Annotated in this window: 24 protein-coding genes; 12 read left to right on the top strand and 12 right to left on the bottom strand. The window is 37.8% G+C overall.

Going from position 1 to position 24,673, the window contains the following annotated elements; translation table 11 throughout:
* Positions 1-5 precede the first annotated feature (5 nt).
* The 10 genes from LB454_RS06990 to trxA all read left to right on the top strand — a co-directional run bounded on the left by LB454_RS06990 (position 6) and on the right by trxA (position 12,024).
* Positions 6-191, top strand: coding sequence for a CcoQ/FixQ family Cbb3-type cytochrome c oxidase assembly chaperone (locus LB454_RS06990; protein WP_224463928.1), 186 nt, complete (start codon positions 6-8; stop codon positions 189-191).
* On the top strand, positions 188-1,075 hold the full coding sequence (locus LB454_RS06985) for a cbb3-type cytochrome c oxidase N-terminal domain-containing protein (RefSeq protein WP_224463927.1): 888 nt from the start codon (positions 188-190) through the stop codon (positions 1,073-1,075). Before LB454_RS06990 ends, LB454_RS06985 begins: the two co-directional genes overlap by 4 nt.
* A 20-nt stretch (positions 1,076-1,095) precedes the next feature.
* Positions 1,096-2,511 (top strand): cytochrome c oxidase accessory protein CcoG, encoded by a 1,416-nt coding sequence (gene ccoG / locus LB454_RS06980; protein ID WP_224463926.1) that lies wholly within the window; start codon positions 1,096-1,098, stop codon positions 2,509-2,511.
* Positions 2,512-2,517: 6 nt separating this feature from the next.
* Positions 2,518-2,964, top strand: coding sequence for a FixH family protein (locus LB454_RS06975; RefSeq protein WP_224463925.1), 447 nt, complete (start codon positions 2,518-2,520; stop codon positions 2,962-2,964).
* A complete protein-coding gene (locus LB454_RS06970) occupies positions 2,965-3,666 on the top strand; it encodes a sulfite exporter TauE/SafE family protein (protein WP_224463924.1) in 702 nt (233 codons plus the stop codon).
* 177 nt (positions 3,667-3,843) lie between these two features.
* A complete protein-coding gene (gene gltB / locus LB454_RS06965) occupies positions 3,844-8,361 on the top strand; it encodes a glutamate synthase large subunit (RefSeq protein ID WP_224463923.1) in 4,518 nt (1,505 codons plus the stop codon).
* The gene (locus LB454_RS06960) at positions 8,361-9,818 is read left to right on the top strand and encodes a glutamate synthase subunit beta (RefSeq protein WP_224463922.1); all 1,458 of its coding nucleotides are present in this window, start codon (positions 8,361-8,363) and stop codon (positions 9,816-9,818) included. Before gltB ends, LB454_RS06960 begins: the two co-directional genes overlap by 1 nt.
* A gap of 27 nt (positions 9,819-9,845) precedes the next feature.
* Positions 9,846-10,247: an STAS/SEC14 domain-containing protein gene (locus LB454_RS06955; protein ID WP_224463921.1), complete on the top strand. Its 402-nt coding sequence runs from the start codon at positions 9,846-9,848 to the stop codon at positions 10,245-10,247.
* 145 nt (positions 10,248-10,392) lie between these two features.
* Entirely contained in the window at positions 10,393-11,670 is a 1,278-nt protein-coding gene (locus LB454_RS06950) for an acetyl-CoA hydrolase/transferase family protein (RefSeq protein ID WP_224463920.1), read from the top strand.
* 51 nt (positions 11,671-11,721) lie between these two features.
* On the top strand, positions 11,722-12,024 hold the full coding sequence (gene trxA / locus LB454_RS06945; protein WP_224463919.1) for a thioredoxin: 303 nt from the start codon (positions 11,722-11,724) through the stop codon (positions 12,022-12,024).
* Between the two features lie 45 nt (positions 12,025-12,069).
* Here trxA and LB454_RS06940 read toward each other — a convergent pair whose 3' ends face one another.
* From LB454_RS06940 to hemN, 4 genes are all read right to left on the bottom strand, one after another.
* Positions 12,070-12,720 carry a hypothetical protein gene (locus LB454_RS06940; RefSeq protein ID WP_224463918.1) on the bottom strand — a complete coding sequence of 217 codons (651 nt, stop codon included), beginning with the start codon at positions 12,718-12,720 and terminating at the stop codon, positions 12,070-12,072.
* Positions 12,717-13,106, bottom strand: a complete 390-nt coding sequence (locus LB454_RS06935) for a hypothetical protein (protein ID WP_224463917.1) — start codon at positions 13,104-13,106, stop codon at positions 12,717-12,719. Before LB454_RS06935 ends, LB454_RS06940 begins: the two co-directional genes overlap by 4 nt.
* Before the next feature lie 65 nt (positions 13,107-13,171).
* Positions 13,172-14,005, bottom strand: coding sequence for a universal stress protein (locus LB454_RS06930; RefSeq protein ID WP_224463916.1), 834 nt, complete (start codon positions 14,003-14,005; stop codon positions 13,172-13,174).
* An 11-nt stretch (positions 14,006-14,016) separates the two neighbouring features.
* Positions 14,017-15,360 carry an oxygen-independent coproporphyrinogen III oxidase gene (gene hemN, locus LB454_RS06925; RefSeq protein ID WP_224463915.1) on the bottom strand — a complete coding sequence of 448 codons (1,344 nt, stop codon included), beginning with the start codon at positions 15,358-15,360 and terminating at the stop codon, positions 14,017-14,019.
* Between the two features lie 117 nt (positions 15,361-15,477).
* Between hemN and LB454_RS06920 the strand changes: the two genes are divergently transcribed.
* Complete coding sequence (locus tag LB454_RS06920; RefSeq protein WP_224463914.1) at positions 15,478-15,921, top strand: methyltransferase family protein; 444 nt, start codon at positions 15,478-15,480, stop codon at positions 15,919-15,921.
* On the opposite strand, the gene LB454_RS06915 is transcribed toward LB454_RS06920, so the two are convergent.
* Positions 15,918-16,676, bottom strand: coding sequence for an SDR family NAD(P)-dependent oxidoreductase (locus tag LB454_RS06915; protein WP_224463913.1), 759 nt, complete (start codon positions 16,674-16,676; stop codon positions 15,918-15,920). The two genes, LB454_RS06920 and LB454_RS06915, sit on opposite strands and share 4 nt — an antisense overlap.
* Before the next feature lie 108 nt (positions 16,677-16,784).
* Here LB454_RS06915 and LB454_RS06910 point away from each other — a divergent pair, with 108 nt between their 5' ends.
* Complete coding sequence (locus LB454_RS06910; RefSeq protein ID WP_224463912.1) at positions 16,785-17,654, top strand: sterol desaturase family protein; 870 nt, start codon at positions 16,785-16,787, stop codon at positions 17,652-17,654.
* Between the two features lie 3 nt (positions 17,655-17,657).
* Here the strand turns inward: LB454_RS06910 and LB454_RS06905 are convergent, their stop codons facing one another.
* From LB454_RS06905 to LB454_RS06875, 7 genes are all read right to left on the bottom strand, one after another.
* Positions 17,658-17,882 (bottom strand): DUF6095 family protein, encoded by a 225-nt coding sequence (locus LB454_RS06905; protein WP_224463911.1) that lies wholly within the window; start codon positions 17,880-17,882, stop codon positions 17,658-17,660.
* A complete protein-coding gene (gene murQ, locus LB454_RS06900; RefSeq protein ID WP_224463910.1) occupies positions 17,866-18,687 on the bottom strand; it encodes an N-acetylmuramic acid 6-phosphate etherase in 822 nt (273 codons plus the stop codon). The genes LB454_RS06905 and murQ overlap by 17 nt, the downstream gene beginning before the upstream one ends.
* Entirely contained in the window at positions 18,687-19,496 is an 810-nt protein-coding gene (locus LB454_RS06895; RefSeq protein ID WP_224463909.1) for a DUF4249 domain-containing protein, read from the bottom strand. The genes murQ and LB454_RS06895 overlap by 1 nt, the downstream gene beginning before the upstream one ends.
* A gap of 3 nt (positions 19,497-19,499) precedes the next feature.
* Entirely contained in the window at positions 19,500-21,791 is a 2,292-nt protein-coding gene (locus LB454_RS06890) for a TonB-dependent receptor (RefSeq protein ID WP_224463908.1), read from the bottom strand.
* Between the two features lie 153 nt (positions 21,792-21,944).
* A complete protein-coding gene (locus LB454_RS06885; protein WP_224463907.1) occupies positions 21,945-22,586 on the bottom strand; it encodes an O-methyltransferase in 642 nt (213 codons plus the stop codon).
* Positions 22,586-23,668 carry an amidohydrolase family protein gene (locus tag LB454_RS06880; protein WP_224463906.1) on the bottom strand — a complete coding sequence of 361 codons (1,083 nt, stop codon included), beginning with the start codon at positions 23,666-23,668 and terminating at the stop codon, positions 22,586-22,588. The genes LB454_RS06885 and LB454_RS06880 overlap by 1 nt, the downstream gene beginning before the upstream one ends.
* A gap of 115 nt (positions 23,669-23,783) precedes the next feature.
* Positions 23,784-24,671, bottom strand: a complete 888-nt coding sequence (locus tag LB454_RS06875; protein WP_224463905.1) for a bifunctional 5,10-methylenetetrahydrofolate dehydrogenase/5,10-methenyltetrahydrofolate cyclohydrolase — start codon at positions 24,669-24,671, stop codon at positions 23,784-23,786.
* Positions 24,672-24,673 lie beyond the last annotated feature (2 nt).

Here is a 24,673-nt window from a genome sequence, read left to right as displayed (position 1 = left end):
ACATCATGTTGAAATTTATAAAAGGACATATGGAAACGATTCAGGGGATAGAAATCTATCCCATCGTTTCTCTGCTTATTTTTTTCCTCTTTTTTGTTGTGCTTTTCTGGTGGGTATTCACAGCCAAGAAAGATTATGTAGAAGAGGTGAGTCAAATACCATTGGAATCTAAAAACGATAATCAATTATGAGAAATCTTTCTTCCATTTTTAGAATTATAGCCTTAGTGGCCATAGCGTGGGGAGGCGTTGAGCTTCTATTTGAAACTGAGCCTGGACAACTTGCAGTTCTAGAATATCCTAAAACCTTACTCTTTATAGGTGTGATATTTTTGGTAGCCATCGCTATAGAGGTTTCTGTCGCTGCCCTTAGATTTACGTTATTTAAATCACTTACAGAGGAGAAACAAGAGAAGTTTTTGGCTTTAGAAAACAAGTTAGTAGATCAGTTAAAAGTCAAATTTGAAAAGCTTCCAAAACTATTAACCAAGTCCAAGCCTATCGAAGAAGAAGGCGAAATTGAACTGGATCACAATTATGACGGCATACGTGAACTGGATAACAAGTTGCCGCCCTGGTGGTTATATAGTTTTTATGCAAGTATCATTTTTGCTGTGGTTTACCTGGCCAGATTTCATGTGTTTGGAGATTATACACAGGTCGAGGAATATCAATCTGAAGTTGCTCAAGCTGAAATTGATATCGCCAGATACAAAGAAATAGCCAAAGATTTGGTCACCTTAGAAACGGTGACGCTAATGGAAGAGCCTGCAGATCTTGAAGCTGGCCAACAAATTTACCTCAATAATTGTGTAGCCTGCCATAAGGTAGATGGAGGAGGTGGAATAGGTCCAAACCTGACAGATGAACATTGGATTTTAGGTGGTGGTATAAAAAACGTTTACCAAACCTTAGTTGAAGGAGGTCGACCTGGTAAAGGAATGGTTTCATGGAAAAATGATTTTAGTCCTTCAGAATTACAACAGGTAGCGAGTTATGTATTGTCCCTGCAGGGAACGACGCCTGCAGACCCTAAAGAGCCAGAGGGCGAAGTTTGGGAGCCTGAAACTGAATAATAATCTTAGATAATCATATAATGGATAATAAGGAACAATTTAGAGATTCCATTGGTACAATGGATGAGGATGGAAAGCGCAGATGGGTTTACCCTAAGCAGCCAAGCGGTGTGTTCTATAAATACCGCAAGTATGTGAGCTACGCTTTGCTATTGTTTTTATTTTCCGCACCATTTATAAAAATAAATGGGAACCAGTTTTTACTATTCAATGTTTTAGAACGTAAATTCAATATTTTTGGTTTCCCATTTTGGCCACAAGACTTTTACCTGTTTGTAATAGCCATGATTATTGGAGTAGTCTTTATAGCACTTTTTACAGTTGCTTTTGGAAGAATATTTTGTGGTTGGATTTGTCCTCAGACCATTTTCTTAGAGATGGTATTCAGAAGGATTGAATATGCTATTGAAGGGGACCGGGGCAAACAAATTAGATTAGATAAAGCCCCATGGACAAAAGACAAAATCCTTAAAAAAGGAACCAAATGGACTATTTTTGCAATTATATCATTCTTAATTGCAAACGTATTTTTGGCTTACCTAATTAGTAGTGATGAACTTATCAAATACATCACGAATGGACCCTCAAGTCATTTAGGTACATTTATACCACTACTTATCTTTACCGCAGTTTTTTACTTTGTCTTTGCTTGGTTTAGAGAACAAGTGTGTATTATAGCCTGTCCTTATGGACGACTTCAAGGGGCTCTACTAGATGAGAAATCAATTGTCGTAGCTTACGATCACAAACGAGGCGAACGTGAACAGGGGCGTCAAAAATTCAAGAAAAATCAGGATCGAGCAGCAGAGGGTGTTGGAGATTGCATTGAATGTGCACAATGCGTTCAGGTTTGTCCGACAGGAATTGATATCAGGAATGGCACTCAGCTGGAATGTGTGAACTGCACAGCCTGTATCGACGCCTGCGATTCCATTATGGAAAGCGTGGACTTGCCGAAAGGACTCATACGTTATGCCAGTGAAGAGAATATTGAGAAAAAAGCCAAATTTCAATTTACACCAAGATTAAAAGGCTATACAGCTGTTTTAACGATTCTCACAGGTTTACTTATCGGTTTATTACTTATTAGGAGTGATGTGGAAGCCAAAGTATTAAGGTTGCCTGGTCAACTATATGAACTCAAGGAAAATGGTAATATTTCCAATGTGTTCACTTATAAATTACTCAACAAAACCAATACCGAAATGGATAGTATTCATTTCAAATTAGCTTCCATGCCCGGAGAAATCAAACTAGTAAAGAAAGATTATTTCAGTATTGAAAAAGGAGGAATGCAAAAAGGAACACTATTTATAGAAATACATCCTTCACAGCTTAAAGATGACAAAAATAAAATTGAAGTTGAAGTCTACAGCAAGGGTCGAATTATCGACAGAGCGACGACCAACTTTATGGGACCACGAACTTTTAGATAAAACATTATGAAATTAAATTGGGGAACATCTATCGTTATTGCTTTTGTACTATTCATTGGATTTATCATGTTCATGGTCGTCCAGATGCTGTCCAAAAAAGAATTGGAATATGATTTGGTCGTAGAATCCTACTACCAAAAGGAACTCACATTTCAGGGAGATCTTGATTCAGCACAGAAAGCTGCAGACCTTACTAATCAGGTAGATATAACTTTGGAAGCTGATAGACTACTAGTGCAGTTTCCTTCAGAATTTGATTTTTCTAAAATCAAAGGAGAACTTTATATGTACAGGCCATCAGACAAGACTTTAGATTTTACAGTTCCACTTCAGATGGACAGCAATGACTTTGTGCTACCAACTGCAGTCCTCAAGCCAGGGCGATGGGAGGTGAATTTAAGGTTTACTCATGATGATGAAGACTACTTTATTCAGCATAAAATCAGTATTTAGATGCTATGGACGGCTTTCATATTAGGATTACTCGGTAGTTTTCACTGCGTAGGGATGTGTGGTCCTATTGCGCTCATGCTTCCAGTTGATCGAAGCAACCCCTGGAGAAAAGCCTTCCAGATTTTCCTTTACCATCTTGGCAGAATTACTACTTATGCATTGATAGGGCTGGTATTTGGCCTTATTGGCGAAAGTTTTGTCCTGTTTGGTTTTCAACAGCAACTATCCATCATCATTGGACTTATCATGCTATCTTCTCTTCTTTTTTCTGAATCTGTTTTAGGGAAGCTTAAGGTGAGCAAGCCTATATTTAAGTGGGTAGGACAACTAAAGTCAGAGCTTGGGTCTTCCTTAAAAAAGAAAGAACTAGACACCTTTTATTATTTAGGTTTTCTGAATGGTCTGCTACCATGTGGGCTTGTTTATATGGCTGTGTTTGGCTCAATTGCCATCACTGGCTTAGCGGAAAGCTCACTCTACATGGTATTCTTTGGACTGGGAACTATTCCATTGATGAGTGTGGTTATTTATGCGAAAGAATGGCTCAATTCAGTTTTAAAATTTAACCCCAAACGCCTCATACCTTATGCCATTGCAATTATTGGTGTGCTTTTTATTCTAAGAGGCCTTGGTTTGGGCATTCCATATGTATCCCCAAAACCTGCTCAAACACAAGTTACTTCTTCTATGGAGTGCCATTAATTTTTTCAATTCAATATTTCATTCTCGACTGCCTAAGAAATCACGAAAACGATTTAGTTTAGTAAAAAGTCGATTTTAACAAAAAAAATGCTTAATTAAACCTGATTTCCTAATAATTTTCTTCATAATTAACTAGTTTTAAGGGATAATTCTTAGAACAATGCTTAAATATAGTTTATGAAGAGAGAATCAATGTACGATAGTAGTTTTGAACACGATGCCTGTGGAATTGGGACCATCATTAATATTGACGGTAACAGGGAACATCAGCTTATATCCGATGCACTTACCATGTTGGAAAACATGGAGCACCGTGGTGGTACGGGTTCAGATCCGGAAACAGGGGATGGTGCTGGAATCCTTATCCAAATCGATAAGCAATTTATTTTAGAAATCGCAAAAGAAATTGAGGCCGAAATTGATACCAATAAGCCTGTTGGAATCGGTATGTTATTTTTTCCAAAAGTGCAAAGTGTTGCTAACCAATGCAAAGAAATTTTAGCCAAACATGCGGAAGAATTAAATCTCGAAATCCTAGGATATAGAAATGTTCCTGTGGATTCTAAAGTCCCTGGAATGGGAGCGAAGCCAGTTGAGCCTTTGATACAGCAGATTTTAATTCAGCCAAAAAACAATATGTCTGATGATGATCTTGAAAGAAAACTATTTGTTTTTAGAAATTATACGACTCACTACATAGGAAAACACATACAAGGTAATAACAAAGCTTTTTATGTGTGTAGTATGTCTATTAACACTATCATTTATAAAGGCCAATTAAGGACAAACCAGCTTAGAGACTACTTCGATGATTTAAGAAATCCCAATTTCAAAACGGCATTTGCTATCATTCATTCGAGATTTTCAACCAATACATTCCCAAATTGGAAACTGGCCCAGCCGTTTCATTTCACAGCCCATAATGGTGAAATCAATACCATACGAGGTAATGTGACCAAAATGAAATCCAAAGAAGCTAACTTCAAATCAAAAGTTTTTTCAGAAGAAGACCTTCAGCGTTTACTTCCAGTCACTAACCCCGAGCATTCAGATTCTGCAAATTTAGATAGCCTGGTAGAAATGCTGGTGCTGGATGGCAGACCTCTAGAGCATGTGATGATGATGCTGGTTCCAGAAGCCTGGCAAGACAACAAATCCATAGACCCAGAACGAAAAGCCTTCTATAAATACCACGCCTCCATTATGGAGCCCTGGGATGGGCCGGCAGCTTTAATTTTTACAGATGGAAAACGCGTAGGGGCAACTTTGGACAGAAACGGTTTAAGACCTTCCAGATACTGCATGACTTCAACCAACAGACTTATTATTTCTTCTGAAGCTGGAGCCCTGCCTGTAGATTCATCAGAAATTGTAAAGAAGGGAAGGTTGCAACCTGGACGTATGATTCTTGCTGACTTGAATCAGAATAAAGTTCTTTATGATGATGAGATTAAAAACCGAATTGTAAAAGATAAACCTTATCAGGAATGGATTGTAAATCAGCGCATCAAGTTGAGGTTACAACCTGTTCCTGAGTTTGAAAAAGAACAACTCACAAGCGAACAACTTTTACAACTTCAGAATGCTTATGGCTATACATCAGAAGAGTTAAAAGTAATTTTAGCAGATATGGCCGTAAGAGCTACCGAACCTATCGGTTCTATGGGAGCAGACACGCCTTTGGCTATTTTGAGTAAGCAAAGTCAGCATGTGGCCAATTACTTCAAGCAGCTATTCGCACAAGTGAGTAATCCGCCAATTGATCCAATTCGAGAGCGAATGGTGATGTCTTTGTTTACAAGAGTTGGAGAAAGTCTCAATATTCTTGAAGAAACGGAATTACTCACCAAACAAATTCATATTTCTCAACCAGTATTGTTAGATTCTGATATTGAGAAATTTAAAAATTTAAAAGACAAAGGTTTTGATTATGCCTTCATCAATTGCGTTTTTGAAGCCAATGGTGAGCCAGGAAGTCTAGAAAAAGGCATTGATACCATTTGTAAGGCTGCCGAAGAGGCGGTGAATTCTGGTAAAAAAGTACTTATTCTCTCAGATAAATCCATTAGTAAAACTCAAGCACCAATCCCCTCCTTACTTTCTACAGGAGCAGTTCATCACCACTTGGTAAAACTTAATTTGAGAACACGAGCAGGAATTGTGGTACAAGCTGGTGACGTGAGAGAAACGCATCATTATGCAACGCTTATTGGTTATGGTGCCAGTGCAGTTCATCCTTATTTGGCTTTGCAATCCATTGAGCATTTACAGATAAATGGTAAGCTAGAAACTGACATTACTATTGAAGAAGCTAAAGCCAATTACCAAAAGGCCATTGGGTACGGATTGCTGAAGATTTTATCAAAAATGGGAATTAGTACAGTGCAGTCTTATCAAGGCGCTCAGATTTTTGAAGCTTTAGGCTTACATACTACTGTGATTGAAAAGTGTTTCAAAGGAACTATCTCCAGAATAGAAGGTATTGACTTCGATGGCTTAGCAAGAGAGGTTTTAGTGAGACACCACAAAGCCTACCCAGGCAATGAAGACGTGAAGAGAAGTCTTGAAGTTGGTGGAGTTTATCAATGGAAACAACGAGGAGAGAAGCATTTATTCAATCCGCAAACCATTCACTTATTACAACATTCTACACAAACTGATAATTTTTCATTATACAAAAAATTCGCTAAGACTGTAAATGATCAGTTAAAAGACACCTTGACTTTAAGAGGTTTATTCGAATTTAAAAAAAGAACACCAATTCCTCTTTCTGAAGTCGAACCTGCCGAAGATATCATGAAACGATTTGCTACTGGAGCTATGTCTTTTGGTTCTATTTCGCATGAAGCGCATTCTACTCTAGCCATTGCTATGAACAGAATAGGTGCAAAAAGCAATAGTGGTGAAGGCGGGGAAGATGAGGTAAGATTTGAAAGAAAAGCTAATGGGGATTGGGAAAGTTCTGCCATTAAACAGGTTGCCTCAGGAAGATTTGGTGTTACGAGTTATTACCTGACCAATGCTGAAGAGCTTCAAATCAAAATGGCTCAAGGTGCAAAACCTGGAGAAGGAGGTCAGTTGCCTGGACATAAAGTAGATGAATGGATAGGCCGAGTAAGGCATTCCACTCCAGGAGTAGGATTGATTTCTCCACCTCCACACCACGATATTTATTCCATTGAAGATTTAGCTCAGCTTATTTTTGATTTGAAAAATGCTAATCGAAAAGCAAGAATTAATGTAAAACTAGTCTCGCAAGCGGGAGTAGGAACCGTTGCTGCTGGAGTTTCCAAAGCCAATGCAGACGTGGTTCTTATTTCTGGAGCAGACGGAGGAACAGGAGCTTCACCCTTAAGTTCTATTCGACACGCAGGATTACCCTGGGAACTGGGGCTTTCTGAAGCACATCAGACTTTAGTCAAAAATAATTTACGAAGTAGAATTACAGTTCAGGCCGATGGCCAATTGAGGACAGGTAGAGATTTAGCTATCGCCACTTTACTTGGTGCTGAAGAATGGGGGATTTCCACAGCAGCTTTGATTGTGGAAGGTTGTATTATGATGAGAAAATGCCATACCAATACTTGTCCGGTTGGCGTTGCTACCCAAAACCCAGAATTAAGAAAATTATTTACTGGTAACCCAGATCACGTGGTCAATTACTTTAAGTTTTTAGCTGAAGACCTTCGAGAGATCATGTCTCAACTGGGATTCAAAACTGTTAGTGAGATGGTGGGTCATTCTGAAGTGATGAAAGTGAGGAAGGATGTTCCATTTTGGAAACTGAAAGATTTAGATCTAAGTCCAATTCTCTATCAAGAAAATATAGCCGAACAGGTTGGTGTGTTCAAACAGATAGAACAGGATCATGAAATTGATGAGGTTCTAGACTGGCAACTTTTGAAAGACGCTCAACCCGCATTTGAAAGTGGTATTGAAGTTAAAAATTCATGCACAATCAAAAATACAAATCGAGCCACTGGTGCTTTATTGTCCAATGAAATCAGTAAACATTTTAAAGATCAAGGATTAAAAGAGGATACTATTCATTACAAATTTGATGGCTCTGCAGGGCAAAGTTTTGGATCATTTTTAGCCAAAGGTGTCACTTTTGAAGTGGAAGGTGAGTCCAACGATTATTTTGGTAAAGGCTTATCTGGTGGTAAATTAATCATCTATCCTTCTAAGTCGTCTCCATTTAATTCAGATGAAAATATTATCATAGGAAATGTGGCTTTTTACGGAGCAACTTCTGGAATAGCCTACATTAATGGAATGGCTGGGGAGCGTTTTGCTGTCAGAAATTCTGGGGTGAAAGCCGTTGTAGAAGGTGTTGGAGACCACGCTTGTGAGTATATGACCGGCGGTAGAGTCGTTATTTTGGGAGAGACGGGTAAAAACTTTGCCGCAGGTATGAGCGGTGGAATTGCTTATGTGCTTGATGAAAATAATCAGTTTGAGTCCAATTGTAATAAAGCAATGGTAGGGCTGGAAACCCCTTCAGAAGAAAATTTTGAAGAATTAAAAACGCTAATTGTAAATCATTATCAGTTAACGCAGAGTAAAAAAGCAAAACACGTGCTGGAAAATTTTGAGGAAGTGAAGACACAATTCATAAAAATTATTCCACATGATTTTAAGCGCATTTTAGAAGAGAAAAAAGAAAAAGAACAACAACAAAAAATAGTAGCATAATGGGACAGCATGATGGATTTTTGAAATATGACAGAGAGTTGCCAAGCGCAAGACCACCAGAGGATAGAGTAGGAGACTTCAAAGAAATATACGAGCCTTTTCCAGAGGATAAAACCAAAACGCAGGCCGCGAGATGTATGGATTGTGGGGTGCCTTTTTGCCACTCGGGTTGCCCCCTAGGTAATATTATACCAGAGTTTAATGAAGCCGTACATGACGAAAACTGGAAAGATGCGGTTTCCATTTTGTATTCAACAAATAATTTCCCAGAATTTACGGGACGAATATGTCCGGCACCTTGTGAAGCCAGTTGTGTGTTAGGAATTAATAAACCCCCTGTGGCGATTGAGCATATCGAAAAAACAATTGCAGAAAAAGCTCACGAAATGGGTTATATCTCAGCCAACCCACCAAAGCAAAGGACTGGCAAAAAAGTAGCAGTTATCGGCTCTGGTCCGGCAGGACTTGCAGCTGCAGATCAATTGAACAAAGCTGGACACTGGGTGACAGTTTATGAACGTGAAGCTAAAATTGGCGGACTTTTACGATACGGTATACCTGATTTCAAATTAGAAAAATGGGTTGTAGATCGCCGAATTCAAATTATGGACGATGAAGGAGTTCGTTTTAAAGTAAATGCAGAAGTGGGTAAAAGCATCAATCCTGATATGTTGAAAGAAGACTTCGATTCTATTGTGGTTTGCACAGGGTCTACAGTTCCAAGGGACCTGCCAATTCCTGGTCGAGAATTGAAAGGCATTCATTATGCTATGGACTTTTTAAGTCTTCAGAATAAAGAAATTGACGGAATTAAATTCGATGATAAAATCTCAGCTCAAGGAAAGAATGTAGTGGTACTTGGTGGAGGAGATACGGGTTCCGATTGTATTGGAACCTCACACAGGCAGGGAGCTGCATCCGTCCTACAACTCGAACTAATGCCGAAGCCTCAAAGTAAACGCGGAATTAACGACCCATGGCCAATGTGGCCTATGACCCTGAGAACTTCTTCCTCTCATGAAGAAGGTGGAGAGCGTAAGTGGAGTACCTTGACAAAGGAGTTTGTTGGGAATGATAAAGGGGAGTTAACTCATATCAAACTTGTCGATCTGGAATGGGTCAATCAAGGAGGAAGACAGCAAATGAAGGAAATAGAAGGTACAGAACGTTTGATTCCATGCGAACTAGCCTTATTAGCGATTGGCTTTACTCAGCCAGAGAGTCCACTTTTAGAACATCTTGGCGTCTCACAAACCAATTCTGGAATTATAGAGGCTAATAATTACCAAACCAATGTGGAGTCTATTTTTGCAGCTGGTGATGCGCGTAGAGGTCAGTCACTGGTGGTTTGGGCTATTTCCGAAGGTAGGGAAGCTGCAAGAGGTGTAGATGAATTTTTGATGGGAACAACAGAACTGCCCTCCAAAAATGATTCGTTTTTAAGCTTAGAAGTTTAAAACTTTATTTTATTTTTAAACAAAAATTTGAAATCGAATTCTTACGCTACAGTAGATCAAACCGCTTTTCCTCTGATCAATGTGACATTTACTGGTGAAAAAAGCACAAATGCTAATTTTAAGGCCTATCTCAAAGACCTTGAAGATTGTTATTTTTCCCAACAAAAACTAGCCATTGTATTTGATGCTACTCAAGCGGTTATTCCAAAATTTTCACACCAAAAACTTCAGGCAAAATGGCTGAAGCAAAATACGACATTGATGAAGGAATATTGCCTGGGCACAGCCTATGTGATCCCTAGCAAAACCATCCAATGGGTGTTGAAAATGATTTTCCTCCTTCAAAAACAACCTGTTCCTTATGAGGTTTTCTCTACGTATAAGGAGGCTCAAGTTTGGACCTGGAAACAACTTCAGAATGAAGACTGATTCAATTTTCTTCGGAATTTACCATGGTTCACTTTATCCTCGGAAACCTTTCTTAAAACTGACTGAAATCATATAAATCTTTGTTTAAGCCCAGTCTTCATTGAGATGTAGGCTGTATTTTTGTACTTCAAAATAAGTTTAAAATATGATTCATCAACTCAATAAAGTAACTGCGGAAGAAGCCGTTTCAAAAGTAAAATCAGGAGACAGAGTTTTTATACAAGGTGCAGCGATGACACCTTTACGACTAATAGACGCTTTGGTATCTAGATACGAAACCTTGGAAGATGTCGAAATTATGCACCTTCATACAGAAGGTAAAGCTCCTTATACCGAGGAACCTTACTCCAAGGCTTTCAAAATTAATAGTGTTTTTGTAGGTGGTAATGTCAGAAATTCACTTCGACAGGGCAATGGTGATTATATTCCTATTTTTTTAAGTGAAATTCATAGGTTATTTAGACGCTCTATTTTGCCTCTAGATGTGGCCTTTATACAAGTTTCTCCTCCAGATCGTCATGGTTATTGTTCACTTGGGGTTTCTGTAGATATTACAATTCCAGCAATACAAACGGCAAAACTTGTCATTGCACAGATTAATCCTAAAGTACCAAGAACCCATGGGGATGGCATTATTCATATGAGTGAGTTGGATTTTGCCATTGAAGTGGATGAACCTATTTTTGGTCATGAACAGCCGCCGGTTTCAGAACTGGAAAGCAAAATTGGAGCTAATGTGGCTAGTCTTGTAGAAGATGGCGCTACTTTACAAATGGGAATTGGAGGAATACCCAATGCTGCCCTTAAAAATTTAGGAGGTCATAAGAATTTAGGCATCCACACAGAAATGTTTTCGGATGGGATTTTACCACTTGTGGAAAGCGGTGTCATCAACGGCAGCCAAAAGGAAGTAAAAACTGGTAAAATAGTCACTTGTTTTGCCGTAGGTTCACAAAAACTTTATGATTTTATGGATGATAATCCCTTGGTGCATATGAAAGAAGCTGCCTACACCAACGACACAGCAATTATAAGACGTAATCCTAAAGTGACGGCTATCAATTCTGCCATAGAAATTGATTTAACTGGTCAGGTTTGTGCCGATACCATCGGAAAAATGCAATTTTCTGGGGTAGGTGGTCAGATGGACTTCATACGTGGTGCTTCATTATCTGATGGTGGGAAAGCTATAATTGCTATGCCATCAGTCACCAAAAAAGGCGTTTCGAAAATAACACCCTTCTTAAATGAGGGAGCTGGCGTAACAACAACTCGAGCTCACGTTCATTATATAGTTACAGAATATGGTGTTGTGAATCTTTACGGCAAAAACTTAAAACAAAGAGCGGAAGCACTGATTTCAATCGCGCATCCAGATCACCGAGAAAATTTGCAAAAAGCAGCTTTTGAACGTTTTAAATAAGTGTAAAGAATAATAATTGTTTACGACTAAATATCACTAAACTATAAGATTATGAGTCAAAAATTTAATGAAATTATACAAAGCGAAACTCCAGTACTTATCGATTTTTTTGCGGATTGGTGTGGACCCTGCAAAATGCTTGCACCCATTTTAAAAGAGGTGAAAGAAGAGCTAGGCGATGGTGTCAAAATCATCAAAATTGATGTGGACAAAAACGAACAATTGGCTGCTAAATATCAGGTAAGAGGAGTGCCAACGATGATTGTTTTTAAAGATGGAGAACAAAAATGGAGGCAAAGTGGTGTTTTACAGAAAGACGAGATTGTACAAGTTATACAATCTAATGCCAATTAATTAAAGAAATTACTAGCTATAAGGCATCTCGGTTGAGGTGCCTCTTTAGTTTCCTATAACAATACCAAGATTGATAGTTGTAAAAATATTTCTATTGATAAAATCTACATCTGAAGGTGCTGTTTGAATTTTATCCGACAAACTAAAATACACATCTGCTCCCAAACTTAGACCGATGCGTTTATTGGGGTCTAAATAGTAAACCATGTTTATTCCTGAGAGTAAGCCTGTAAAATTTAACCTTAGTTTGTCAAAATTAAGAACACTGTTTGTAAAAGATCTATTTAAAATACTTCCTTCAAAGAGTCCAAATTTAATTTCAGCAGTCAATTTTTTAAATAAAAGGTGTTGATAAAAAGCATAAATAGATTTTGAATAAAATCTGGCAGAAGGAAATCTAGATCCTAAAAACCTCGGGTTATCTATTGAAAACTCATACCGATTCATATTGACACCTAAACCAATAAATTCTTTAATACCAAATCTTACATCTACATTTAACCCAATATCCTGAGAGTAAGCTTGACTTATAAAGTTGTCATCTAATGATACAAAAGCAGAACCTTGTAATCCTAATTGAATAGCTATTGGGTTATCTATACGTCTTTTATTAGTCTGATTTTCATTACTAGTTTCGTCTTGACCAAAAGTTAGTGAAGTCAAAAAGAGTATAAACGATAATAGAATTATTTTCATTCAGAAGGAGTTAAAGTTAGCGCTCCAAAATCAGAATCTAAGCTTTCAGCATCCTCTACAATAAGAAATGGATAACTCCTTTCTGTGTCCTCATCGTAAAATTTGATATGTTGTTCAACATCGATGTAAATCGCTAAATTCAAATTTGATCTTGGGAAAAAAAATTGGAAACGTCCTTCATCATTTGATATATCAAAAACATCTAAATTATCAATCCTGGAAGGATGAAAATCTATGAATTCTAGTTGATCTTGGCTATTTATCGAAGTGGAAACTAGCTCTATTTTGATGCCTTCAACAACTTCACCATTCCTGTCTAGCAGTTGACCTTTGAAGGAAATCATTGTATCGTCTTCTACAACTACACATCCCGTCAATATTGCCATAAGAATTAATAAAGTCAATTTCTTTACCATCCTATAAAAATAGCGAATTCTTTATTACCTGATTATTAAATCTTCAGCGTCAATACAGGCAACTCTGAATGGTTGACCACATCTTCGCCAATACTCCCATTGAAGAAATGTGAAAGTCCTTTTCGACCATGAGTTGGTATAATGATTAAATCTGCTTTAAGATATTCGGAACCATTCAGTACTCCTTCCTGAATGGTATAGTCATTAAAAATTTCTATGAATTTTCTATCAAGTGGCATTTCAACTTTGTTTAAAAACACACGCATTTGCTCGTGAATTTCGGAAGTGCTACTGAATTGATTTCCAGGTAAGTTAACGTAAAGCATGTGCATTTTAGCACTGAAGCTATCTGCAAACTTTTTAGCTTTCTTATAGGGTTCCAAATTTTCAATTTCGAAGTTTGAGGCAAAAACAGCATTTTTGATGTTAATGTCCTTTATTTCATTTTTTACCACCAGGACGGGTATTTTAGAATGTCTTACTACTTTTTCTGTATTGGAGCCAATCACGATTTCTTCAATGCCAGAAACACCACTTGACCCCATCACGATCATATCAATCTGATTTTCGTCTACTAATTCACTGATGGCTACAGATGTAGAGCCTGGTTCTACATGCTCTGTTGTCTTGATATCCTTTAGATAATCTTTATCTAGAAACTGAGAGAATCGTTTCTTTGCAAGCTTCATAAAGAAAATGATTTGCTCATCATTTACATTAAACTGCTCTGCACCAAAGAGGGATTCTGCCAGCTCAATGACATGAAGTACATGTAGTTCAGCATTGTTTTTTTGGGCAAGCTTTGCTGCTACTTTTAAAGCGTTTTCTGAAGGTGTTGAAAAATCGACGGGTACAAGTATCTTTTTCATGAGTTTTGGTTTTAGATAGTCATTGAGAATAATTGTGATGTTGTCTGCTGAGCTTTCAACCGAAGGTCAAAGGCCATACATACATTTCTGATAAAAGCTTTACCAGCAGGATTTACCTTTATAGTATTATCCATGATTTTAAGTAATTGATCTGATTCGAATTCAACTAAATCATTTTTAATTTCAAATTGAAGGTCAATTTCTAAATCCTCTAAATCAGTTTCAAAATGACACATTAAATTTAAGATTTTTCTTCTGATTATCAGATCCGTTTCGTTTAAAATGTGACCTCGTGAAACAGGTAGTATATCATTGTTTAAACTTGAGTAATACGTGTTGAGGTCTTTGTGATTTTGAGAAAATCCAAACCAGCTATCGCTGATAGCAGATACACCAAGACCTATCATTTTATTGGTCTTAGTGGTGGTATATCCCATAAAATTCCTGTGTAGATTTTGATGTTCAAATGCTAAAGCCAACTCATCATTGGGTAGTGCAAAGTGATCCATGCCTATTTCAACATAGCCCTTGTCTTCCAGCATTTGTTTGCCAATTTCATATTGTTGACGTTTCAATTCTGCCGATGGTAAATCCTTTTCATCGTATCCGCGCTGTCCATTTCCCTTTGTCCAGGGAACGTGAGCATAACTATAAAACGCAATACGATCCGGCATCAATTCAATCGTTTTTTCAATAGTAGCAATGACATCTCTCAAACTTTGCAGTGGCAATCCATAAATGAGATCATGACTCACAGATTTGTAGCCTAAAGCCCTGGATTCCTTAGTAATTTTTTTGACGGTCTCAAAAGACTGAATTCTGTGTATAGCAATCTGAACTTTAGGATTATAATCCTGTATACCATAGCTCACACGATCAAACCCAAGATTTCTCAGGGTTTCAAGATGGTTTATAGTAGTATTGTTAGGATGACCTTCAAAGCTGAAGCTAACGTCTTTTGGAACGTCACAGGAGTTTTTAATTGTTTTTAGAAGATATTCTAAATGTTTCGGATCAAAAAAAGTAGGAGTTCCACCTCCAAGGTGTATCTCTTTTAAAACTGGCTTTCCCTCAAGTATTTCAAGGTACATCTCCCATTCTTTCAGCAGGGCTTTTATATAAGGTAATTCTACTTCATGCCTTTTGGTAATGCGTTTGTTACAGGCACAAAAGGTGCAAAGACTTTCACAAAATGGAAGGTGAATATACAGGCTAATTTCTCTGGAGGAATTGCTCTTTTGTAAACTCTTTATCCAAGAAGATGCACTATAAGTTTCCTCATCCCAAAAAGGTACTGTGGGATAACTGGTGTATCTAGGCCCAGGCACATTATATTTCTGAATTAACTCTTGCATGTCTATTGCATTTTATTCAAAAGTACAATGGGATCTAGTCTTGCAAAATGATAAAAATCAGCTATGAACTGAAAATTTAAGTAGAGTCTAACATGCTATCTTTGCAAAAAAGAAATAATGCCAAAACTCAAAGATATTCTTCTTGTTTCAGTTCAATTTTTTTTAATGCTGGTTTTTTTCCTGGATGTCAATTGGTTTTCTATAAGCTTTATAGAGCATCATATCTGGTTTTATTTAGGACTATTGGGTTTAGCTATGTCTGCGGTTGCACTTTTACAGATGAACATTCATTTATCTCCTTTTCCTACTCCAAAAGCAAACTCCAAACTCATTACCAATGGAGTTTTTAAGTTTAGTCGACATCCTATCTATACTGGAATTTTAATGTTTATGTTTAGTTTTTCGTTTTGGCTTGGAGATGGTTACAAATTAGGCATTAGCCTGGCTATTTTAGTTTTATTTTTTTATAAAACTAGCTATGAAGAGGGTCTGCTAGAAAACACCTTTGAGGGATACAAAGACTATATGTCCAAAACTGGCCGGTTTTTCCCAAAACTCTAACTTCTTAGATAACTAGCCCCATTTACATCTATGATGGTTCCAGAACAGTAAGCTGCTTTTTCCGAAGCCAGGAATAAAATCGCATGCGCTACTTCTTCCGGCTTTGCCATGCGATAAAAAGGCGTTTCTTTAAGCATATTCTCCTTTGAGGCAGGCGTAAGTGTTTCTGTAGCCATATCGGTTTCTGTGAAGCCAGGCGCGACAACGGCCACAAAAATTTTATGCGATGCCAATTTCTTGGCCAAAGACTGACTCAAGGCATTTAAGCCTGCTTTACTGGCACCATATGCAGGCTGATCGGGTTCTCCACGAAATGCTCCTCTGGATGACACATTTATTATGTTACCACCACCTGACTTAATCATGTGCTGTGCAGCTAAGTAAGATAAATTTGCTGCGGCAAAAAGATTGGTCTGCAGTGTATTTTCCCAGGCAGAAGCCCAGGCTTCAAAATCAATCTGGTCGACTTCGTGTGTAATAGCTATCCCTGCATTGTTGACTAAAATATCAATTTTACCGTATTGTTTTATAAAATCATCAATCAGGGCTTTCGCTTCTTCTTTCACCGAGATATCTCGCTGTAACAGCTTATGACCATGACCTGAAAGTTCAGAGAGAGTTTTCTCAGCTTCCTGGGTTCGGCTTCTGTAATTGACGCCTACATTAGCACCTTCTGAAGCAAAAGCTATGGCTGCGGCCTTACCAATCCCTCTGGAAGCTCCAGTAATTAATACGGCTTTATTTTTGAAATTCATATTCATAGATTTTTTTGATTCTAAATGTAGTAAGTCTAAAATTTAAAAGACTATTGTGACTTATGATACCTACAAAATTAAATTTAGACTTTAATTTTGCAATTGATTATGGAAAAGTACAAAGATATTTTTTTGGACTCCTTTAGCGGTTATTTCAACTACCTGGTAGATGAAATTCAAAACCCATCTCTAACCAATTATTTCTGGTGGCTGATTGGGCTTTCATTTTTGGTGCTTCTCATGGAAATTATAATTCCCTGGAGAAAAGACCAAAAAATTATAAGGAAGGGCTTTTGGCTGGATGTATTCTATGTCTTCTTCAACTTTTTTATTTTCTCACTTATTGGATACAATGCTATATCCAATGTATTTGTTGAGCTATTCAATGACTTCCTGGCTTTATTTGGAATTGAAAATCTGGTGGCCTTTCAGGTTCAAAATTTTCCCACCTGGTCCCAGTTTTTAATCATGTTTCTTATTGCAGATTTTATCCAATGGAATGTTCATATCCAGTTGCATAAACGCTCCTGGCTGTGGAAATTTCATAAGGTACACCATAGTGTGAAGGAAATGGGTTTTGCAGCTCAATTCCGTTTTCACTTTATGGAAACTATCGTATATAAAGTAGTTCAATACGTGCCTTTAGCGATGATTGGTTTTGGGATTCAGGAATTTTTTATTGTTCACATGTTTGGAGTGCTTATTGGTCACCTCAATCACGCCAACGTTGGTTGGGATTATGGGCCGCTGAAATATATATTGAACAATCCAAAGATGCATATTTGGCATCACTCCAAAGCTTTGCCAGAAGAGCGTCCTTATGGAATGAATTTCGGTTTGACTTTAAGTTTATGGGATTATATTTTCGGAACAGCTCATATTCCTGAAGATGGAAAAAATATAGAGCTGGGTTTTGAAAATGATGAAAATTATCCTCAGGATTTTTGGAATCAGTTAAAAAAACCTTTCAAAGAATAATTTTTATTCGTCGAATAAAGCTTTTAATAATGTCATTATTCCCTTAAAAATCAAATAAATAGCAGCCATACTTAACATGATTCCTAAAATCAATATCGGCCAGTATAATGGTTTGTCCTGATTATTGAAAGCGCTGAACACAATCGAAGGTCCTATAAATATAAGTGGTAAAGCACCTGCCAAGAACTTTACGCCTTTGGCAAGTGTGTCTTTATTGGTGTGTTTCATGATCAATTGCTTTTCTCACACTTCCATGTGTTTTCAATAAATCGGCTGCTTTTTTTTCTGAAATTCCCAGAGCTTCTGAAATCAATAAACTTCCTCTTCGATGGAGTTTAGCATTACTCAGTTGCATATCCACCATTTTATTATCTTTTACTCTTCCGAGCTTGATCATTACTGAAGTAGAAATCATATTCAGTACCAGTTTTTGTGCTGTTCCTGCTTTCATTCTGGAACTGCCCGTGACAAATTCAGGTCCAACGACAACTTCAATAGGATAATCGGAGACTTTGGAAATTGGCGAATGTGGATTACAAACGATACATCCTGTAAGAATTCCAGCGTTTTGACAAGCTTGTAGTCCGCCCACTACGTAAGGAGTTGTGCCCGAAGCAGCAATGCCTATCACGATATCTTCTTTTTGGACATGGTGTTTTTTCAGATCTTTCCAGGCCTGTTCTATATCATCTTCAGCATGTTCTACAGCCGTTCTGATGGCTTTGTCTCCGCCAGCGATTAGACCATTCACGAGTTCTGCCGAAACACCAAAGGTTGGAGGGCATTCGCTGGCATCTAGAATTCCCAGCCTCCCACTGGTCCCCGCTCCAATATAAAATAATTTTCCTCCCTTCTGAAGTTGTTTTACAATGACTTCAACCAAACGTTCGATGGCTTTAAGCTCCTTCTGAACTGCAAGCGGAACTGATTGATCTTCAGTATTGATATGGGTTAAAAGTTCTCCTGTGGACATCTGTTCCAGATGCCTGTAATTGGAAGACTGCTCGGTGATTTTTTTAAACTTGTCTTGCATTACTGAACGGTATAAATGACTGTGTCCACTTCTGAAAGTCCAAAATAACCAAAAATTAATTCTTCTGAATCATTTTCATTTTTGATGTTTCCTCTTACCGTGGCAGGCTGAGTTTCAAAAGGCCCACCTGCGCTTCCTGCCTGTGCGAGTAGAATTTCTAAGAAATTGAAATAGTCTTTAGTTATACCATGTATCTGAATTGTAACTTCCATACCTGGTTCGAGATCTTCTTCGGAAAATAAACCGAAAATCCTGTTTCCGTCATTGAATTCGTCATCAAATACACTAAAGTCTGGAAAGGCCAAAAAAGGAGCGAAAAATTTAAATAGATAATAATTTTCAATTCCTTCCGGATCGGTGTAAAAAGCTTTTAACTCGATGTCTTCACCAGAAAATCCGCCTTCATCATTTTGCTCTATAGATTCTATTTCAACTACTGGTTTCAGAGTTTCTTCTGCAGTATAGACGCTTCCCTCTAGTTCTATTGTGATGCTGTAAGATTCATTGACTTCTGGCTCAAAATTATCGGTGACATATTCACCTAAAGCTAACTCCTCAAAATTAAATTCCACCCCAGAACTGTTTCTTACAACGATATCCGCCCCAGATACCGGATTGGGTTCTTGCTCAAAAAAACCGCGAGTTCGGCTTAGTTTTATGGTTTGGTTAGCACCAGATGTTCCTTTTTCCCACTGGAGTATAGCATCTACAATTAGCCTTGGCTGAGCTTCTTCCAGGTCGACTTCTACCACATCTTCACAAGCGGTAAACAAAATCACAAAACCAAGTAAAATCAAGAGTTTTTTCATGGCTTAAAATTTAAAATTATAACTCACTGAAGGCACAATTCCAAAAATCGAAAACCTCACAGCTTCATTTTGTCCTGTTGTTGAATTTTGCTCAAAGTTAAGTGAGGCCGCATTTCTACGATTATAGACATTGTAAATCCCAAAGTTCCAGGAAGACGACCAGTTTTTGTTTTTCTTTTCTGGCGTGTAGGTGGCAGATAGGTCCAATCTATGAAAGGTTGGGAGCCTGTTGAGATTTCTGCCTTCAAACACCGGAATATTAAGATCTTGAAATTCGAACTGCCCCACCGGGAAATTCACCGGGCGTCCAGTTTGTAGTACAAAATTGGAGTTCAACTGCCATTTGTCATTCAATTCATAGCTGCTCGTCAAAGAAATATCATGTGTTTTATCATAACCGTTGAGGTACCAATCTCCATTATTGATACCAATTTCACTTGGCGTTCGTCCTGGTGTGCGTTGTTCACTTCTGGATAAGGTGTAAGACAACCAGCCTGTGAGTCGTCCTGTGTTTTTCTTAAGGTAAAATTCGAGTCCGTAAGCTCTGCCTTCTCCATTCAAAATTACCCGTTCTATAGCGTCGTTGGCAATGAGGTTAGCGCCGTCTATGTAATCAATTCTATTAGCAATGGTTTTGTAGAAGACTTCTGTTTCCAAGGTGAATGGGATATTTTCAAAATCTTTAAAGTAACCTAAAGCAAACTGATCCAGTTTCTGAGGTTTAACAAAACTTCCACTAGGAGTCCAAATATCAAAAGGAGTAGGTGAGGAGGTGTTGGACAATAAATGTAGATTTTGAACCATTCGGTTATAGCTAGCTTTTACAGAAGTATTGTCATCCAAAATATAAGACAATCCTAGTCTTGGTTCAAAATTGATGAAACTTTCATTCACCCTCGAGGTATTTCCTTGTCTGGAATCAATGGGCTCAGCTTCCACATATATATCGCGAGTCTCGTCATACAAAAGTGGATTGTTATCCTCATAGATATCGATAGTTTCATCTTCCATTCTTAAAAAGGCACTGACTCTCAATCCGTATTGAATATTGATATTGTCGCTTAAGGATTGATTTACCGTCAAAAAAGCTGCATTATCGAAGGCATACTTATTGTTGAGTTTTCGTGGATTGATACCCGAGTCTGCAGTGGTTGGAACAATTTCTCCTGGATTTACAGTGTATTGAATGCTGCTTAAGCCATAAGAAAGACTGAGGTTCGAATTGATTTCATGATCAATTTGATAGCTCAAATCAAAGTTGGAAATACTGTTTTCAAAATTAAAGCCTACCAAAGCTAAATCAAGTTCATAATTATACTGGCTGTAGGAAAAATTTAAATTTGAGGTAATGTTTTCATTAAACTTATGGCTCCAGTCCAATATTCCAAAAGCATTACCATAAATATTGGTAAAACTATCGTTTATATTGACATAATCTAAACCGTAATATCCAGAAAAACTCAACGAGTTTTTCTCGTCAATATCAAAATTGAGTTTTGTGTTCAAATCATAAAAATAAGCTGAATTTGCATTATCAGTTAACTTTAGAAATAAGTGTGCATAGGTTCCTCGCCCACTTATTAGAAACGAACTCTTATCTTTTTGAATGGGGCCTTCCAGAGTTAATTTACTTGAAATCACTCCAACACCTCCTTCTCCTTTCAATTTTTGACTGTTTCCCGTTTTTTGTTTGATGTCCAAGACTGAAGACACTCTACCGCCATAATTTGCAGGAATCCCGCCTTTGTACAATTTTAAATTCTTTACGGCATCTGGATTGAAAATAGAGAAAAACCCAAAAAGGTGTGAAGAATTGTAGATCAAGGCATCGTCAATCAAAATCAAATTTTGATCGGTTGCACCACCTCTTACATTGAAGCCAGAAGCACCCTCTCCGGCATTAGAAACCCCAGGTAGTTGGAGTAAAGATTGTATGACGTCTACTTCTCCAAAAACAACAGGAATTTTCTTTATGCTCGATCCATCCAGCTTGCTTACGCTCATTTCTGGATCACGGATGTTTATTTTTTCAATATTATCCGAAACAACGACTTCTTCCAAATCTTCAGTTTGAGGATCCAGAGTAAAATTTAGAGTCTTATCGCTTTTCAAATTAATTTCTCTACGGATAGTTTTAAAACCTAAATAAGTAATTTTAAGAGTAAAGTCGCCCTGAGCAAGTTTGATGGAATATTCACCCCTATCGTTGGTGACTGTTCCTGTACTGCTATTTTCAACAATGATATTAGCACCAGCAACAGGCTGATTTGTATCATCTACAACTGAACCGGACAATTCATAGCCTTGAGAAAAAGCCGATTGTGTAAGAAAAAAAGTAATGAGAATGGATAGAAGTTTAATGACTTAAGTTTTTTGCCAAATATATTTCACACAGGCTGTTTAAATTCTGAAATTATCTCTAAATAAGACTAAAATTTTCACAATGTTTTAGCATTTTCTTGAGATCGTAAGCCCATCTCTTACGGGAAGTAAGACGGTTTCAATTCTAGGATCTTCTTTTAGCATTAAATTATATTCCAATAAGGCTTTTGTGTCTTTGTCTTTTGGATTAAGTTCTTCTATGACTTTTCCGCTCCATAAAACATTATCTGACAAAATAAGACCACCAGAATTCAATTTTTCTATAATTAATTCAAAATAAATCGGGTAAGAGGATTTATCAGCATCAATAAACACCAAATCAAATTTTGCGTCAATTTCGGGAATGATAGTTCTGGCATCGCCTGTATACTGGAGTATTTGCTTCCCAAAACCGCTTAAATCGAAGTACTTGCGTTGCAAATCATAAAGTTCTTCGTTGCGGTCTATGGTATATATTTTCCCCTTTTCTGAAAGACCTTCTGCAAGGCTTAAAGCTGAGTAACCTGTATAAGTACCGATTTCCAGGATAGATGTCGGACGAACCAATTTCGAAATTAAACTCAACAGCCGGCCCTGGTAATGCCCGCTTAACATTCTGGGCTGAAGCACTTTTTGCCAGGTTTCTTTGGTTAATTGCTGAAGCAGTTTAGGTTCCGCTTCAGTATGAGCTTCTATGTAAGTTTGAAGCTCTTTTGAAATAAAATCCATTAACTAATGATTTTGTTGACTAGTTCTTCTTTTCTCGTTTCATCATCCCCAAAAAGCCATTGCAAGACATTATCCGACCAGATTTCCTCTTTTTCTTTTTCAGTGATAACCTTTTGTTCTAAAGCAAGATCCAAAATTTTCCCTGGATATGAAGATTGTGGTTCACTTTCCATTTCGCCCAATGGATATGGGTCGTCAAGTCCAGCCAGGATTTGAGAGCTTTTTTGATTTTCAAGAAGTAGCTTTAGCGATCGCGTATCGTGAACCAAAGTGTCAAAGAAAATATTTTTGTGACCAACCGATTTTCTAGGGTGGACTTTCCCCTCAAACAGATCGGGTCTGCCATCAAATCCCTGGATGCGTCTTCCCAGGTTGATCTGTGCCAGTTGTCCGCCATGAGCAAAGCATACTCGCATGTTAGGATATTTGTCTGGATAGCCATTTAAAGTCAAAAAGTGATAGGCATCTGCACATTGAGCCAGCATCCAAATCAAATGAAAACGCCAGGAAGTATTTTCCAGTTTGATGAACTTTTCCCCATCGTAAGGGTGAATCTCTACGGCTAAATTATACTTGCTGGCCAGTTCAAAGATCGGTTCATTTTCTTCATCAAATATACACCTCCAGGTCCCGATGCTATCCATATAATGAGTTGGTAAGCACAAGAGCTTGAGATCCAGTTCTTCCACACAACGCTCAATTTCCCATAAGGCTCCACGTACAAAACCAGGATGTACTACAAACCCACAAGTAAATTTTTTCGGATGGTTCTGCTGAATTTTAGCATTAAAGTCATTTTGAAAACGAAGCGCTTTCTTCATTTCTTCAACCCGGAGGCCGTTTCCATAGAGCTGAGATAAATTGAGAACTACAGCATGGTCTATTTTGTAGCGCTCCATCCATTCCAGCTTTTCATTAAGAAAAAAACTAGAATCGGTGACAGGTCGTTTCCAACCTTTTTGGAGCATAAATTTTTTATCCTCATCGATCCAGAAAATTTCCTTTTCACGCATGAAATCCGGAATCTCTTCCGGATAGGGCAGGAGGTGGGAGTGACCGTTAATTCTAAGCTTTCTTTTCATCTGTTTTAGTCTTCTTCTAAGATTTTTTAGTTTACACAAGTCTAACTCTTATGGACATCACACCTCTATCCTCTAATATCTACCCTCTAACCTATTATATCTATGGTCTATAGCTCTACTCTTCAATCAAATTTTTCATTTTCCAGGCTTCAAAGGTATTCAAGATCAAGCCAGCGATGGTCATCGGGCCCACGCCGCCAGGGACAGGCGTAAGATAGCCTGCTTTTTTGGAAACATCATCAAAATCACAATCTCCTACCAATTTCCCAGAATCCAAGCGATTGATCCCTACGTCGATCACAACGGCTCCTTCTTTGATCATATCTGCCGTTAAAAAACCTGCTTGCCCTACAGCTACAATCACGATATCTGCTTTACTGGATTCTTCCTTAAGGAGTTCTTTTGGAGTATGAATATCACAAGAAGTTACGGTTGAGCGCCCAACTTCAAAATCGTTGCCTAGCATTATGGAAATGGGCTTACCAACGATGTTGGATCTTCCAATCACCACCACATGTTGGCTGTTGGTTGGAATATCGTAATACTGCAATAATTTTAAAATACCATAAGCCGTAGCCGGACGCATGGATTTTTGTCCCAATGCCATTTTCCCGAAATTAAGGGGATGAAACCCATCAATATCTTTGTAGGCGCTAATTTCATTGATGATGGCTTTTGGCTCAATATGCTCTGGTAATGGCAATTGAACGATGAAACCATCAAAATGGGATTTGTTTAGTTTTTTGATCTCTGAAATCAATTCAAACGTAGAAATAGATTCATCAAACCGAATTATTTTATGATTGATCTCCGCTTTTTCACAAGCTTTGGTTTTGGCTCTGACGTAAGATTCGCTTGCCGCATTATGTCCCACCATGACGATCGCAATGCTTGGTCGAGATAAATCATAGCCCAGATGTTTCTGATCAATATAGCTATCAATGTCTTCTTTTACTTTTTTTAGGATGTCTCCCGAGACTGCTCGGCCGTCTAGTAGTTTCATGG

Source organism: Psychroflexus montanilacus (assembly GCF_020164535.1).
Lineage (GTDB): Bacteria > Bacteroidota > Bacteroidia > Flavobacteriales > Flavobacteriaceae > Psychroflexus > Psychroflexus montanilacus.
Note: the sequence above shows the minus strand (reverse complement) of the source record. Positions and strands in the feature narration are given on the sequence as shown.